Source organism: Xenorhabdus hominickii (genome assembly GCF_002632725.1).
Taxonomy (GTDB): Bacteria; Pseudomonadota; Gammaproteobacteria; order Enterobacterales; family Enterobacteriaceae; genus Xenorhabdus; species Xenorhabdus hominickii.
The window spans coordinates 618,712-631,880 of the sequence record NZ_NJAI01000002.1; the positions used below are offsets into that span (position 1 = coordinate 618,712).

29 protein-coding genes are annotated in these 13,169 nt (G+C 42.6%); 11 read left to right on the forward strand and 18 right to left on the reverse strand.

The window, feature by feature from the left end; all coding sequences use genetic code 11:
* Window positions 1–122 precede the first annotated feature (122 nt).
* The 11 genes from Xhom_RS10015 to Xhom_RS10055 form a co-directional block, all read right to left on the reverse strand.
* Window positions 123–371: a hypothetical protein gene (locus Xhom_RS10015; RefSeq protein ID WP_418384846.1), complete on the reverse strand. Its 249-nt coding sequence runs from the start codon at window positions 369–371 to the stop codon at window positions 123–125.
* On the reverse strand, window positions 355–555 hold the full coding sequence (locus Xhom_RS10020; protein ID WP_071933860.1) for a hypothetical protein: 201 nt from the start codon (window positions 553–555) through the stop codon (window positions 355–357). The genes Xhom_RS10015 and Xhom_RS10020 overlap by 17 nt, the downstream gene beginning before the upstream one ends.
* Window positions 556–566: 11 nt before the next feature.
* Window positions 567–1,055: a hypothetical protein gene (locus Xhom_RS10025; protein WP_069316255.1), complete on the reverse strand. Its 489-nt coding sequence runs from the start codon at window positions 1,053–1,055 to the stop codon at window positions 567–569.
* An 11-nt stretch (window positions 1,056–1,066) separates the two neighbouring features.
* A complete protein-coding gene (locus Xhom_RS30150) occupies window positions 1,067–1,219 on the reverse strand; it encodes a hypothetical protein (RefSeq protein WP_157104618.1) in 153 nt (50 codons plus the stop codon).
* Window positions 1,219–1,644: a zinc-finger-containing protein gene (locus Xhom_RS10030; RefSeq protein WP_069316254.1), complete on the reverse strand. Its 426-nt coding sequence runs from the start codon at window positions 1,642–1,644 to the stop codon at window positions 1,219–1,221. The genes Xhom_RS30150 and Xhom_RS10030 overlap by 1 nt, the downstream gene beginning before the upstream one ends.
* A gap of 19 nt (window positions 1,645–1,663) precedes the next feature.
* Window positions 1,664–1,951 carry a hypothetical protein gene (locus tag Xhom_RS10035; RefSeq protein WP_069316253.1) on the reverse strand — a complete coding sequence of 96 codons (288 nt, stop codon included), beginning with the start codon at window positions 1,949–1,951 and terminating at the stop codon, window positions 1,664–1,666.
* A gap of 55 nt (window positions 1,952–2,006) precedes the next feature.
* Window positions 2,007–2,171 carry a DUF7167 family protein gene (locus Xhom_RS30155; RefSeq protein ID WP_157104608.1) on the reverse strand — a complete coding sequence of 55 codons (165 nt, stop codon included), beginning with the start codon at window positions 2,169–2,171 and terminating at the stop codon, window positions 2,007–2,009.
* A gap of 219 nt (window positions 2,172–2,390) precedes the next feature.
* Window positions 2,391–3,029 (reverse strand): lambda exonuclease family protein, encoded by a 639-nt coding sequence (locus Xhom_RS10040; protein ID WP_069316252.1) that lies wholly within the window; start codon window positions 3,027–3,029, stop codon window positions 2,391–2,393.
* Window positions 3,010–3,747, reverse strand: a complete 738-nt coding sequence (gene bet, locus Xhom_RS10045) for a phage recombination protein Bet (protein ID WP_069316251.1) — start codon at window positions 3,745–3,747, stop codon at window positions 3,010–3,012. Before bet ends, Xhom_RS10040 begins: the two co-directional genes overlap by 20 nt.
* Complete coding sequence (locus tag Xhom_RS10050; RefSeq protein WP_069316250.1) at window positions 3,744–4,025, reverse strand: hypothetical protein; 282 nt, start codon at window positions 4,023–4,025, stop codon at window positions 3,744–3,746. Before Xhom_RS10050 ends, bet begins: the two co-directional genes overlap by 4 nt.
* On the reverse strand, window positions 4,022–4,288 hold the full coding sequence (locus Xhom_RS10055; protein WP_145957442.1) for a hypothetical protein: 267 nt from the start codon (window positions 4,286–4,288) through the stop codon (window positions 4,022–4,024). The genes Xhom_RS10050 and Xhom_RS10055 overlap by 4 nt, the downstream gene beginning before the upstream one ends.
* Here Xhom_RS10055 and Xhom_RS30160 point away from each other — a divergent pair.
* Complete coding sequence (locus tag Xhom_RS30160; RefSeq protein WP_157104617.1) at window positions 4,287–4,436, forward strand: hypothetical protein; 150 nt, start codon at window positions 4,287–4,289, stop codon at window positions 4,434–4,436. The two genes, Xhom_RS10055 and Xhom_RS30160, sit on opposite strands and share 2 nt — an antisense overlap.
* 44 nt (window positions 4,437–4,480) lie before the next feature.
* Here Xhom_RS30160 and Xhom_RS10060 read toward each other — a convergent pair whose 3' ends face one another.
* From Xhom_RS10060 to Xhom_RS30165, 5 genes are all read right to left on the reverse strand, one after another.
* On the reverse strand, window positions 4,481–4,744 hold the full coding sequence (locus Xhom_RS10060) for a hypothetical protein (RefSeq protein WP_069316248.1): 264 nt from the start codon (window positions 4,742–4,744) through the stop codon (window positions 4,481–4,483).
* Window positions 4,737–5,150, reverse strand: a complete 414-nt coding sequence (locus Xhom_RS10065) for a hypothetical protein (RefSeq protein ID WP_069316247.1) — start codon at window positions 5,148–5,150, stop codon at window positions 4,737–4,739. The genes Xhom_RS10060 and Xhom_RS10065 overlap by 8 nt, the downstream gene beginning before the upstream one ends.
* A gap of 1 nt (window position 5,151) precedes the next feature.
* Window positions 5,152–5,385 (reverse strand): hypothetical protein, encoded by a 234-nt coding sequence (locus tag Xhom_RS10070; RefSeq protein ID WP_069316246.1) that lies wholly within the window; start codon window positions 5,383–5,385, stop codon window positions 5,152–5,154.
* Window positions 5,386–5,387: 2 nt separating this feature from the next.
* Window positions 5,388–5,573: a DUF551 domain-containing protein gene (locus tag Xhom_RS10075; protein ID WP_069316245.1), complete on the reverse strand. Its 186-nt coding sequence runs from the start codon at window positions 5,571–5,573 to the stop codon at window positions 5,388–5,390.
* 368 nt (window positions 5,574–5,941) lie between these two features.
* On the reverse strand, window positions 5,942–6,115 hold the full coding sequence (locus tag Xhom_RS30165) for a hypothetical protein (RefSeq protein WP_157104616.1): 174 nt from the start codon (window positions 6,113–6,115) through the stop codon (window positions 5,942–5,944).
* Between the two features lie 161 nt (window positions 6,116–6,276).
* Here Xhom_RS30165 and Xhom_RS27090 point away from each other — a divergent pair, with 161 nt between their 5' ends.
* Complete coding sequence (locus Xhom_RS27090) at window positions 6,277–6,546, forward strand: hypothetical protein (protein ID WP_145957443.1); 270 nt, start codon at window positions 6,277–6,279, stop codon at window positions 6,544–6,546.
* Here the strand turns inward: Xhom_RS27090 and Xhom_RS10085 are convergent.
* The gene (locus Xhom_RS10085) at window positions 6,523–7,086 is read right to left on the reverse strand and encodes a hypothetical protein (RefSeq protein WP_145957444.1); all 564 of its coding nucleotides are present in this window, start codon (window positions 7,084–7,086) and stop codon (window positions 6,523–6,525) included. The genes Xhom_RS27090 and Xhom_RS10085 overlap by 24 nt on opposite strands.
* Window positions 7,087–7,435: 349 nt before the next feature.
* Window positions 7,436–7,843, reverse strand: a complete 408-nt coding sequence (locus tag Xhom_RS10090) for a helix-turn-helix domain-containing protein (RefSeq protein ID WP_069316242.1) — start codon at window positions 7,841–7,843, stop codon at window positions 7,436–7,438.
* Between the two features lie 113 nt (window positions 7,844–7,956).
* Between Xhom_RS10090 and Xhom_RS10095 the strand changes: the two genes are divergently transcribed.
* The 9 genes from Xhom_RS10095 (at window position 7,957) to Xhom_RS10125 (ending at window position 13,098) form a co-directional block, all read left to right on the forward strand.
* Window positions 7,957–8,166 (forward strand): helix-turn-helix transcriptional regulator, encoded by a 210-nt coding sequence (locus Xhom_RS10095; RefSeq protein WP_069316241.1) that lies wholly within the window; start codon window positions 7,957–7,959, stop codon window positions 8,164–8,166.
* 244 nt (window positions 8,167–8,410) lie between these two features.
* Window positions 8,411–8,758, forward strand: a complete 348-nt coding sequence (locus tag Xhom_RS10100) for a CII family transcriptional regulator (RefSeq protein ID WP_069316240.1) — start codon at window positions 8,411–8,413, stop codon at window positions 8,756–8,758.
* 59 nt (window positions 8,759–8,817) lie between these two features.
* Window positions 8,818–8,985: a hypothetical protein gene (locus tag Xhom_RS30170; RefSeq protein WP_169928422.1), complete on the forward strand. Its 168-nt coding sequence runs from the start codon at window positions 8,818–8,820 to the stop codon at window positions 8,983–8,985.
* The gene (locus Xhom_RS10105) at window positions 8,978–10,051 is read left to right on the forward strand and encodes a replication protein (protein WP_069316239.1); all 1,074 of its coding nucleotides are present in this window, start codon (window positions 8,978–8,980) and stop codon (window positions 10,049–10,051) included. The genes Xhom_RS30170 and Xhom_RS10105 overlap by 8 nt, the downstream gene beginning before the upstream one ends.
* A gap of 1 nt (window position 10,052) precedes the next feature.
* Window positions 10,053–11,426, forward strand: coding sequence for a replicative DNA helicase (locus Xhom_RS10110; protein ID WP_069316238.1), 1,374 nt, complete (start codon window positions 10,053–10,055; stop codon window positions 11,424–11,426).
* A 22-nt stretch (window positions 11,427–11,448) separates the two neighbouring features.
* Window positions 11,449–11,607: a hypothetical protein gene (locus tag Xhom_RS30175; protein ID WP_157104615.1), complete on the forward strand. Its 159-nt coding sequence runs from the start codon at window positions 11,449–11,451 to the stop codon at window positions 11,605–11,607.
* A complete protein-coding gene (locus Xhom_RS10115) occupies window positions 11,604–11,996 on the forward strand; it encodes a phage protein NinX family protein (RefSeq protein ID WP_069316237.1) in 393 nt (130 codons plus the stop codon). The genes Xhom_RS30175 and Xhom_RS10115 overlap by 4 nt, the downstream gene beginning before the upstream one ends.
* Before the next feature lie 77 nt (window positions 11,997–12,073).
* The gene (locus Xhom_RS10120) at window positions 12,074–12,415 is read left to right on the forward strand and encodes a DUF7279 family protein (protein WP_232326315.1); all 342 of its coding nucleotides are present in this window, start codon (window positions 12,074–12,076) and stop codon (window positions 12,413–12,415) included.
* 239 nt (window positions 12,416–12,654) lie between these two features.
* Window positions 12,655–13,098: a YbcN family protein gene (locus Xhom_RS10125; RefSeq protein WP_069315931.1), complete on the forward strand. Its 444-nt coding sequence runs from the start codon at window positions 12,655–12,657 to the stop codon at window positions 13,096–13,098.
* Window positions 13,099–13,169: the final 71 nt, after the last annotated feature.

Sequence of the window (13,169 nt, forward strand, 5' to 3'; positions counted from 1 at the left end):
GGACGGAATTTTCAGCGGCTATTTGTTCTATGGGTAATCGGGTGAGGGAATAAAAATCGGTGGTAGTGTAGTGATTGTTGGCTGCTCCGTTGCTGGCTGCATTATTATATTGCCACGGGGGATCAGCTAATATCAGGCTGTATTTCATCTTCTAAACTCTCAATGGCATTATATATATCAGCGCTCCTTAAATCCTCGAATGCCTGAACAACCATCTCAAAAACTAATTGTTCTTGCGGGTGAGGCGATTTCCAATATTCAAAACCATCCCGATGTAGATAACCCATCATTTGATAAAACTTACCTGCCAATTTAATTGCAGCATCGACTAATTCACGGTCGGTCATTACATCATCATTCTCGTTTGTCATTCTTTCGCCTATCCCGCTCATAATCCTCCCCGCACTCCCGACTACAGAATGCCCCGTGTATTGCTGGCTCCGTCTCACACCATCGGCACATCCCGTTGATGCTGGTTAATGCTGGTGGCCGGTTCTGGAGGGCATGAGATAGATTCAGCTCATTTAAATCATTCGCTGCGTCGATAATATCCATGATGGTTCTCGCTATTTACTATGGGGCGGGTGGTAATATAGAACAGCTAGACAATGAGTTTTATTTGATTGCGGAAACTCATTGTAAATTTCCCCGGTCACCATATTTTTCCACGCCACAGGCTCCATATTTTCATATTTAGCGAGTTTTTCAGTGGACTCTATCCATGATTTTCTAATTATTTCAATATCAGGCATTTCAGCGCGAATAATTTCTAGTGCTTTAGTTATGCTTACTTCATTTTCCATTCGCTTATTAACCCAGCCATTTAAATCACTGGCGTTATTTTCTGCCTCAGATAATAGGTCTTCCTCTGCCCAATCAAGAAGCCCCTCCATCCAATTCATCGCCTGTTCTTTATCTCCTTTCTCTAGCAAATAAAGGGCAACTGAATTTACTAGTAAAAATCTTTCCATCACCCATGAATTAGATAACTCCATTGCCGCTTTAAATTGTAGTTTTTCTATTTCATTCGCTATATCAATCACATCTTTGCTCATTATGGCTCCTATTATTTAATTTTCTTAACTGGATAATTGCACCCAATCATTTGATGAAATACCCACGGAGCAAAACGGCCTAAACCTATTCCGCACCATTCTGATAAATTCCAGACCTGCAACCAAATCCATTGCCACAAATTAAAACGACGTTTGTTACCCATTATTTAAACTCCCTGCATATATGCTCTGCTTTCTCACACATATCAGTATCAAACCAGCCGAAGTGGCAACGATTGAAACTGATGCCTAATTGCCAAGCTAACCATCTGTAAGCATCCGTGCGTTCCCAGTTCCTGAATGCCCGCATCCGATCAAAAACCTGCTTGCCTTTCCGTCTCGCCTCCCGTGTCGGTTTATCTGCCAGATAGCCCAGCGGAATATTCGTTTCCGGGTGCATTCCTACGCGGGCATCGCATGACCAGCAGACATAGAGCCACGGCCAGCGACTGCGAATTTCCCCAAACACCTCCGTGTGATGGGCGATGGTTACGTGGTTACGACAGCATTGGCATTGGGTGGGAATGGGGAGTGGGTCATTGACCCGTTGTACTGCTTTAGGATTGGGGTTCCATGGGGTGAACTGCATGATGAGCCTCCCGAATTTATCAGTAGGTATAAAATCCCTCGCAATTACGGAAAAAATCGATAATTCGTTTTTTTAATTTTTCCTGAAATGCTGGATTACCATTCCCCCATTTATTTGATGGTGTCCATGCTTCAATTAAATCAGCCATTTTCCTCGCTGTTTCTGAGTTTCCTTCTGCTGAATCATTGAAATGATCGGTATCGATAAGATTCTCCATCCCGGTAATATCCACAATTTCAAACCAATTTCCATTGGTTAGTTCTATTACTGATTCATCTGTTGCTATGTTTACTAGTGATACAGTCACAATACTCCTCCCGCCACTGAGGTAGCGTTAGTTAATGGGTGGGGTTAGATGTTGGTTATTTGGCGTGGATTGCGTACTGGATGTTTTCCGTGATGACAGCAGACATAGCGTCTGTCTGTTCACCCCATGACATTTGATTCCAGTCATCCGCCGTGTAACCGAGGGGTAGCTCTACGTCAGATCCGACACGGTTAGTTCGTATGGTGATGTACATGTCCATTAGATGTTCCTGTGGGGTTAGAGGGTTCTGTTTGGATGGCTGAGAATGAATACTGGGTGTTGAAAATCCGTGGGGTGCGTTCTTTCTTTTTGCGCGGGTTTATTCCGAACATATTTGCCTTGATTCTCATTGGCCCATATCCGCCTACATACAGCGCACCTACGATTTTTCGTGTATCTCAACGTGTGTCCATGCGGACACGGTTTACCCTGAAAATATTTACTCGGTTCCTCGGTCATTAGTATCTCCCCCTAATAGGGCTATATTTCTTATTGCATCCTTGAGTTCGTCAACAAAAAATAAAACCTCTTTTTCAATTTCCTTAGCTAATTCCTCATTAAACAATATCCGTGTTTTGAAATAGGAAAGATTAGGAGGTAAGCGATCATCGTAACTAATGAAATCACACCATTTGCGACCAGTGCACATCATTTGGGCGTGCATCTGTAGTAAATATTCGCGTTTTGGCAGGCCTGTTTTGATGGTATCGAGATGCGTCCATGTATTGGGGCATTTGATTTCAAGTAGTCCATCGCCATTAACTAAGCCGTCAGGACTTGCACCAAATAGCTCAATAGTAGGATGATCAACAAACCCTACTTCCTGAACCGTTGCGTCAAACTCATTGAGACAGTACATCTCCCTTGCCACAGGCTCCAATTCATTACCGCGTTCCATCGCAGTGGATTTAAATCCTTCTTCATACTTTCCTGTAAAATGCTCACATATCAGTTTTGTCATGTAGTTGTGGCGGGAAGCGGCAGCACCACTTTTAGTTTTAGCCATTACGTTAGCCAATCCGCTGGCGGTTACTTTCCCTAATCTGGCCTGATACCATTCATCCGTTCTCTGCTCCATTTGTCACCTCGCTATATTCAGCCTCTATCGCTATAGTCTCTTTAATATGTTCTTTTTCGGTATTACCGATGATTCTTTTCTCTTCCAATGAGAGTGATACCCAGAGTTTTTCAAAGGCTTCCATACCCATTTTTGCCGCCTCTTCACAGCGGGAGATCAAGGCTTGGCGGTCAGCATGACTTTCCTGTCCGTTGACTACCTCAGCCGTAGTTCCGGCTGCGATACGTTCCGCCTCATCTTGGTCATAGATACCCGCAAATCCAAATGCTAGGCGGGCACACTGGATCATGGCTTTGTGCCGCAACATTCTTTTTGGGTGACTTTGCCAGGGTTGCGTAGTTCTTTTACATTCACTCATGTATTCCGTTACTGTTGTTGGGTGAGTGCGATCTTTTCGATAGATTTTGCATGTGCATGACTCGGCGTCCTGACTGAATTCCACACCGTCAAACTGTTTGTTTTCGTTGATGATACGTGCCCATCCATCGACGCCTACAACGGGAACAATCCCTGTTTTATCTGGAAAGGCATAAACCTCTTTTGTCCATGGGTTGAGGTTGTACTGATTAGCAACAATGAGCAGGGCGACAAATTGCTGTTCCGTAGCGTTACCCCTAAACGCTGTTGCTTTCAGTGTTTCAATGAGTTCATCCTCTTGAACTCTCATTCCTAGCTTGTCTGCTAGCGTGCCTGCCAGTGATACTAAAGCTGTACTCATGCTGCTTCCCTCCTCTTAGCTTCCAATAAACTCAGTTCATACAGTAGGTTATTGACTCGCTCAACGGCATCGTCGTCTGTTTCGAATAGATCACCGAATGTACGGTTGACCTCGGGTGAAAAAATAGCAGTAACCCCCTCTGGCAGTTTGTTATAAATATCCGTAGCATCCTCTCCCTGTTGCTCCTCTATAGCCTCCTGATAGGCCGCCGCTTCCATTTCGCGCTCGTATTGCGCCTCCTGAGCGCCATAGGGGATATAGTCGTTAAGAAAGTTCATGCGGCCTCCTTTCTTGTTTTGGACTGGAGATAATTGATAATCCGTTTTGCCTGCCCTAATTCAATAGCCTCATCCAATAGGCTCTCTAACTGGTCTGCCTCAATAAGTTGTTCCATTTGCTCTTTGGCTGAGTAACACATTTTTCCGAGGATATCGGCATAGGTTCCATCTATCCTTTTGATGGCGTTGCCCGTAAATGTGAGCATCGTTCCTGTTGATGTGTTGTCACTTCCATATGACGAGCATAAAACCTGAATACACATGATTACCTCCCGTCGTCAGACTGGAATAAATACAACGATTGAAACAATGAGTAATGCCAGACAGCGCTTCCATGCGCGCCTGTTCCTGACTGCCTGTGGTTGTGTTGGAATGACTGCACATCCATCGCGCATGTTATTTCGCATGTAAAAATCCCTCGTTAGTGAAAACGATTAATGATTTTCTGGGTTGGATTATTTAGCGCCGAGACTCTTTGCGAAATTAATCGCTGATTCTAAAGAGCCAAGTTTGACGATTTTTTTATGTTGGTACTTATTGACAGAGGGATAAAAAAGTACTTTTCCTTTTGGGGTATTAAAATGAACGGTTCCGTTATTATCTATAGAATATGGAATATCAATCTGCTTTAATTTCTCTCTATTGATTGAATGACGTTCCTCCTTACGTCTTTTTAATTCTTCTCTCCACATCCTGTAATCATCACCTACGTCACCCATAACTATTCTCCTTTTTCTGAGTCAGAGAAATAAGCGCTTTTGCGTGGAGTACGGCGGATTCTAAGTCTAGATGGACAAACCCCCTAGCTAAACTACTCAGGTCATAGATGGTGCCTTCCCACATAATTGGGCCGCTAGCTATCATGAGTCCAGTCACATGAACAGCATAATATTCAGCACCATACTCTAATGGCTCCTTCACTGGCTCCGGCACATCTATCTCACCGATTTTGATAGTGCGGGGTTTTAGTCTGTATTTTCTGTATATATCAAAATTAACTTGGTGGCTTATGATATCATCCCATTCATCATTAACCTTTACTTGAAAGTAAAGTCCGGGCTTATCGGTAATCAGAGCTAATTCAGCTTGCTTCATCATTAAATCGGCGTGAATGTGTTTAGGCATTTTAATCTCCTCTTACTTCCATAAATTCCACATCTTCTAATGAGTCCATATCTTCATAGTCGTCCATATCAAAACCATTTTTTTCTAATATTTCGTACATTCCATTATCTTTTAACCATGAAGACATGTTTTCATCATCCTCGATATCGAGAAGTTTCTGGTAATCCTCATCAGATACCTCTAAATAAGTACTATAAGTAACTCTAGCGCTGGCTTCTACAAGAATATTTTTCATTGTTATTCTCCTGTCGGTGGTTCGGGTAATGGCATCCAGTGGGTGACGTGGATGTGAAATAACTTCCAATGATCGCCACTTCCGTTATGAAAGAAATAATCATCAGCTACTCTATTATTAAAAGTTTCGTACACTAAATAATACCCATCGTCATTTGGCAACCTGTCACTAGTTTTAATCCACTCCATAATCTTTCCTATATTCAGGTAATAAAAAGCCCCGCATTGGCGAGGCTGGTGTTTGGTGATTTGATTTTTTACTATATATAACTATACGAGAATAAATATCCCAATGTTGATAGGAATATCATTAATACAGCAGATATTGATAATAATATTTTTCCGGTTTTTACTTTGAATAGCATAAATATAGAAAGCAATCCCAGAAAAGCGAAAACATACCAACAACAAGAAATTATAATAATACAAATCCAGAGCATACAAAATAATACACTCGTTAATGATTCCATACATATTCCCTCATGAATCCCATTGTCTAATCCATGAATATATCAGAGTCACTCACCACAGCCCACTCGGAAATGAGCTGGAGTTAGTTAACCTCTTTTATACATCCAGATAGAAATAGAAACTGGTCTATCACTGGGTTTAAACTGATTAAAAAAGCTAGAGCATAAATCAAAGAATGCAGCTTTATTGTCACTTCTAACTGCTGCACGTGCTGCTTTACGAAATTCACTAAAACCCTTTTTAAATTGTTGCTTATTCATTTTTATTTCCTTTCAGAATTAATATTGCTTATTTGGAATTAGCTGGAGTTAGTTGCCTGATTTGATAACCCACTCAGGCGGCGTGGGCTTCCTCGCATTCCCCAACGCGAAGGAATCGGTTAGAATAAATTCCCTACTATAATGAGAATAAAATTTAATCTATGGATAGAAGTCGGAGTAAAAAGATTGTCGGCTGGTTGGCTAAGAAAGCTAACAAATCGAACTTTGCTTTTTTGGGTTACATCCTGTTAATAGTGTTTCGTCCTGAGCCACTCGAATTATGGCTACGCGAACACTATCCTAGTGTTTCGCCAGAAACCTTTGCTTATTTCGTTACGATGTACCTTATCAGCGCGGCTATAGTTTATATTCCATCAATGCTGATTAAATATCTGAGAAAGAAAATCTCACCTCGCCGTCACGCCGCCTGACTCCAGTATCCGATTGCTAGCTCTTTGCTTGGTTGAGTAAAGAGCTACTTCGCTCATGCAGCAATTATTGAAGCTGGGTGTTGGTTCTTGCTGTTCGTCATTCTCTTTAACTTGAACAATCAGATTGGCTATTACATTAGCGCCATCATTTTGTGGTTTGCGCTTGAGTACCAGTACTTTGCGCGGTTCGGTTTCTACTCCGAAAGCCTCATCAATGATATTTTCAAGCGCTTTTATTTCAGACTGGCGGATGTGTTCTTCTAAACGGTGATGAGTCACTAGGTCGCCACGTTCCAGATAGCGGCACATTTTGGAACTCAACCGACCGCCTTTAGGTAAAATAGTGATACTTTCCATTTGGTTATCCCCATGAGTAAGTTTTGGGGCGCAGTTAATGAAATGGAAAGCCGTTCGAAAATTAACCGCGTATCTTTTAGCGACGCGCAAAATTTCCTGCGACTCTCTGCGTCTATCCTTAGACTCTGCTAACCACGCCCCAAAAATCACTTTGGGTAGGGACTCTCCACACGGGCGGAGCATTCATTGTAGGTACTGCTTAGATTTAACTTGGTATCGAATCATCTACATTTTCATACGCCTGTAGCGGCTACTTCGTGGGCGTCCTGCCTGTTCGATGGTTAAAGTATACATAACGTATACCTCAATGCAACCACAAATCGTACACCTTGTCGGTGATTAGAATTTACTTATTGATTTATAAGAAAATAAATTTTTGAGATTATTTGAATTTGTGATTGCGGTCGCTAATAGACCAAGGAAAGGGAATAGATAGGGCATAAAAAAGCCCTCGCTAAAGAGGGCTAATATTAAAATTTACGACGCAGTTAACATTTCGTTTGGTTACAGTTTATTTATGCAACATATTTTGCTAACTTGCTTTAATGCCACGCTTCGCCAGCATCTCGGCAAAAAGCGCATTAAAATGCGCCGATCGCGCCTTCATTTCACGCAGAAATCTATCAGCCTCTTCGGAGGGTAGGCTATCAAATAGCTCCAATAATTCTTCTTGTTGTTTTGTCAGCTTTGATTCAGATTCGACATTCACTGAATTTGGAGATAAATCCGTGATGTCAGAAACTGTACCATCTGAATTCAAAACAACGTGTTTAATCCCTATAAAACCTAATATTGCCGCGATCTCTTTCAGCGACGGCTCCCTTCTTCCGTTCAGCCAATGACCTACCGCACCTCTTGTTACTCCGAGATGTTCAGCTAATTTATCGTATGTAATGCCAACGACCTTCATTTGGTCTTTAGCTATGTCAAACCAAGTCATGTTCATATCTGGATTATACGATCCGTATACAATATTTTGGACTCACAGGTAGTACACTCTTGTTGATGTTTTGAATACAATGTGTATACTTTGAGTCTGAAAAGGAGGTTCGCATGAACAAACTACGTTTATACCGTGAACAGTTTGGATTAACTCAATCAGAGTTAGCTGCTCACGTGGGATGCACAAGAGGTGCAATATGCCATTATGAAACTGGCCGCAGAAAAATAGATCTCACATTATGTCGCAAATTTGTCGAGATTTTTAATAGCAACGGCGCGAATGTTTCTCTCGATGACATATTTCCACCCAAGGCAGCCTAACCCCCCGCTCTTTACAATGAATGCTCCGCCCGTGTGGAGAGTCCCTATCAAACGCCCTCGTTGGTAGGCTAAATCATAACCAATCCGAAATTATCGGGTAGCCTCTTATCAATTTGCACAACTCATTAAGAGGTTCGCAAACTGTACCAATCTTTTAGTGCTCAAACTACAACCATCATCTATCTAGCATAGTTGATATTTTCGTTCATTTATTAAACAAAACTTAACATTAGGAATTTTACGCATGGAGTACGCAAGTTACAGCAAATTATTCAGAAATAAGGAAAGTGAGCTACTTAACAAACTAGTACTCACCGGCTCACGGAATGTAGCCAGAATAATTGGCGTTCATGAATCACAAATCACACGTTGGCAGCGTCCACAAAAAATCGCTGAACTCAGCTTCATTGAGAAAATGGCGCGCTTTCTGGTGGCTATTGAGTATGACTCGCCAGACACGAACGTAGTGATAAATCGGGAGGATGCGAAGGCGTTGATAGAGGCATTGGAGTATATCCGATACCCAAAAAGAAAAACCTCGAAGGCTGGCACCAACGAGGCTTCTGAAATGCAACTTGAGATGTCGATTTAACGACGGAGAGGAAGTATGCAAGTCCCTCTCAAAACAACATTTCGTAGAGGTAATTATACATGAAAAATCAATTTAGTGATAGCGGCGTACATAAAAACAACCGGCGTGATCAGGTCGCTCGTCAGGTAACTGAGCAGGGTGTTAAAAAACTGCGTGATGCTCTGGAGGATGCGAAGTTACGCAACGAGCATCGCGAAGAACTGACCGGAGGGAAACGCCATGAGTAATGTTGCATACGCTGATTTTGGAGCTAAAAACAGGCAAGAGAGGCCGACGGTGGCGAATCTTGAAGATGGATATACCAAGATAGCAAACGAGCTACTGGAGTCACTGACTCACTCTGATTTAACAGTACGGCAATTAAGATTGATGCTGGCGCTAATTCGAAAGACGTACGGATTTAGCAAAAAGTCAGACAGGATCTCTGATTCACAATTAGCTGATGCTTCTGGCTTATCCAGACAGAATGTTAATAAAGCAAAAAAAGAATTAATTTCAATGAATTATATTTTACTGAATGAAAGTAAAATTGGAGTTAACAAAGAAATATCCGCATGGAAAAAACAACCTAGAGACGGTGTCTCTAACTTGAAGACAAAAAATGTCTCTAACCTAGAGACAAATCCAGTCTCTAACTTGGAGACACACAAAAGAAATACTTTAAAGAAAAAAGAAAAGATCCCCCTTACCCCCACGGGGGAAGAAAATCTCACTCTCGAAATACTGGATTATTTTAACCAGCTCACTCGCTCCCGATTTCAATCAACGGCTCCCTTCCTGAAAGCATTGTCTACCGTGAAGAGCAAAGGGCAATGCTACACAGCCGATGAAATCAAGTTAGTTATCGAATGGGCGGTCACCCAATGGAAGTATGGCGAGAAGTTGAAACCTGAAAACTTATGCCGCATGAGTCGCTTCGACGGTTATTTGTCTGACGCTATCAAGTGGAAAGAGAAAATAGACCGAAACCCTGTTGACTGTCCCCATTCGGAACTGATTAGCCTGTGGAATAGCAAAATTCCTGCTCGTGTTGTTGAGGTTCAGGAGTGGACGCAGCGCAGACCAGCCTATCGGAATCTGGAATCGGTATGGAACGGTAAAACCAACAAAGGAAAATGGCGAGAGGTTCAGCATATGGAAACTTGTTTCGACTTGATCAGCCAATCTTCCCTGTTCAGTCAGGTGGAAGAAAAACCGTGGTTAACACTGGACTGGATACTCAAACCGGAAAACTGGTCGCAGGTCTACGAGCAGGCAAAACGGGAACATATCACTCGGCGCAACGGAGCTTAACATGGAAAAATTTTCTGATATTCATACAGAGCGGGCGGTCATTGGCAGTATTTTGATTGCAGGTGATGATTATTCTGATATCGCTATCAGCGCGGTTGAGTCCCTGACGGAAAATGATTTCAGCTCTGTTGCTCACAGGCTGATCCTGAGAGGACTAAAAAAGCTTAATGTGGCAGGTAGCAAGTTCGATCTGGTGTTGCTAAACAGTGAACTTGAGCAAAGTGGTGACTCTGGTCATTGCGGCGGGTTTGCCTACATCGCTGAATGCGCAAAGAACGTCCCCAGCATTAGCCTGCTACCTAGCTATGTCGATAAGCTTAAGCAATTATCAATGACCCGCCAAATGTTGTCGGTCTTGCATTCGGGGATCGCCAGAATTACCCAAGGTGGGATCAGTGCAGTTCAGGACATTGCAGGCGATATTGAGAATCAGATATCAAATCTGGGGAGTGCCAATGATGGCGGAACAGCTCACATCATGGCAGGCGTTGAGGAGTCGATAGAAATTATTGAATCGATGATAAATGGCGATATCTGGAAGTACAAAACGGTGTTGGGTATGCCTGACATTGACAAAGCATTCGGGGGATTTAACAACACGGATTTTATTGTGGTTGGCGGTCGTCCCGGTACGGGCAAAACCCTACTCAGTACCGCAATAACAAAATCAGTGGCACTTAAAAACCGCAAGCCCGTGATGTTTTTCAGTATGGAAATGCCGACATGGCAAATATCGGAGCGAATTACATTCCATCATGCGCATATTCGAAAAGAAGATCTATTGGGTGAGAACAGCACGAAAGAAATGATGAACGCAGCATGGGGAAAGCTAGGTCATGCGCTCAATGATGTCCAAACATCGCCGATATACATCAATGACAAAACATCTGTAAGTATTAATGAAATCCGCGCAGAAGCCCGCCGAATGCATAAGCAAACGGGGGGGCTTGGTGTAATCATCGTGGATTATTTGCAAATCATGAAAATGTCGAACCCTGACAACATGAACCAATCAGTCGGTGAAATAGCGACAGGTTTAAAGAATCTGGCTAAAGAGCTGAAATGTCCGGTTATTGCGTTAGCCCAGTTGAACCGTAATCTGGAGCAGCGAGCTAACAAACGCCCCATGAATTCCGATCTCCGTGAGTCTGGCGTGATAGAGCAAGTGGCTGATGTGATTTTCATGGTCTATCGTGATGAAAAATACAATTCCAATACCGAAATGAAAGGGATTACGGAAATTATTTGCACGAAGTCACGACATGCGCCGGGTGCTGAAAAAACGTATTATTTTACACACACTCGTGGCGGGTTAGATCCTGCTGACTTCACCAGAGTTAAATCTGATAAGTATCAAGAAGACATTGAATTTTAACCCCACAAGAAGGACTTTTGAGATGAAAGTATGGATTGTATGTATTCCAGGATTTGAAGGTGATTTCGAGCCTATAGCAGCATTTAGTGACATGGATAAGGCAAGAGATTACATTGAGAGTAAAGGTTTTCGTTCATGGTCTCTTGATGATTTAACGGTTGATAATCCGGAGGCAGAATGAAAATCAAAACGAGTGAACTGACAGGTAGGGCGTTGGATTATGCGGTGGCGTTGGCGATTGGCGGAACCGTTAACGAGGATAATACGGAAGTTCAAGCGCCAAATCGCGATTATTTTGTATCCAATGTTGGTAAATACACGCTTAAACCTTCAACCGACTGGGAACAGTGCGGGCAGTTAATGGATAAATACTGCAAATCGTTCGGCATGGTTCAGCGTAGAGCCAATAAAACATGGAATGCATTTGCCTATGGTAAGCCGTGGCACGGGCAGGACACAATGAGACTGGCATCTGGGGACACTCTGCAAATTGCGTTTTGTCGCGCTGTAGTGGCTGCTCAGTTAGGTGACGAGGTTGACATTCCTGATGAGCTGATGGAGGGGGTATGACAGATGAACTCAAGCCGTGTCCTGAATGCGGTAGCGACGATAATCTGGAATTATAGGTTTTAAAAGGCAGCAGTTTGTTGAGTGCTGGAAATGTTTCCAGTCAGTTGCTGCTGGAACCGATGAACACGCAGCAATTCAGGCATGGAACCAGAGGGCAAATGACGATGAGTGAATATCACATCGGCTATCCTGTGGAAGCAAGCGTATATTACGTCGATTTCAACACTGATTACCGATTTTGGATTCTGAAAATATCAGTCGATTGGGATGAGGATCATTATATTTTCCCAGCCAAGCCAACCAAACGCCAGATCCGTAAATGCAAAAAGGAATTTGTACGATGGTCAAGAGAATACTTGCGGGATTTTGAGAACCAATACAGACAAACAATGACTGATTTAACAGGTAGACCACATTAACCAGAGGGCAAATAACGGAGGTTAGATGGAATGGCTAATCCGAAATTATGCAGTAATTGTGGAACGAATGAACTTGTATTTATAGAGTCAAAATATTTTAAAAGAGAAAAAAAGTTTAAAAGTTTTGTCTTATGTAAATCGTGCAATAAAAGAACTACTCCCGTTCAGTGGTTAAGATGTGAAAGCGACGTTAGAGATCAAGTATTAAATAACTGGAATAATGAAAATTAAGGACTTTTATGGAATGTAATTTTCTATTCCATGAATCAACCAAACAAGCTGCGTGGCAACAACTCAAAGAAGTTCTAGCAACAAACCAACCTCACCGCATCATCATCAAACCGTGGAAAAACACCCGCTCATCATCTCAGAACGCTACTGCTCATATGTGGTTCGATGAGATTAGTCGTTTTCTGAAATCTAACGGCGCTAAATTTTCCCCAGATGAGGTCAAGGACATGCTCAAGCACACGTTTCTAGGCTATGAGGTTATTGATCGGATAGATGTCACAACCCAAGAGGTTGAGCACGTTAGGACGTTGAAACAGACATCCAAACTGGACACCGGCGAGATGTTTCGATTCATGGAACAGGTTGAACAATGGGCTGCTGGATTGGGTTGTTTCGTGACAGTGCCAAACGACAGCGAATACATGAAACTCAAGAAGGAGCAGGAACGGTGAACGAAATCAGAAGCGGAAATTACCTGAAAATCGATGGCGATCAGTATCAGCGTATTTTTGTGGTTGGCGAC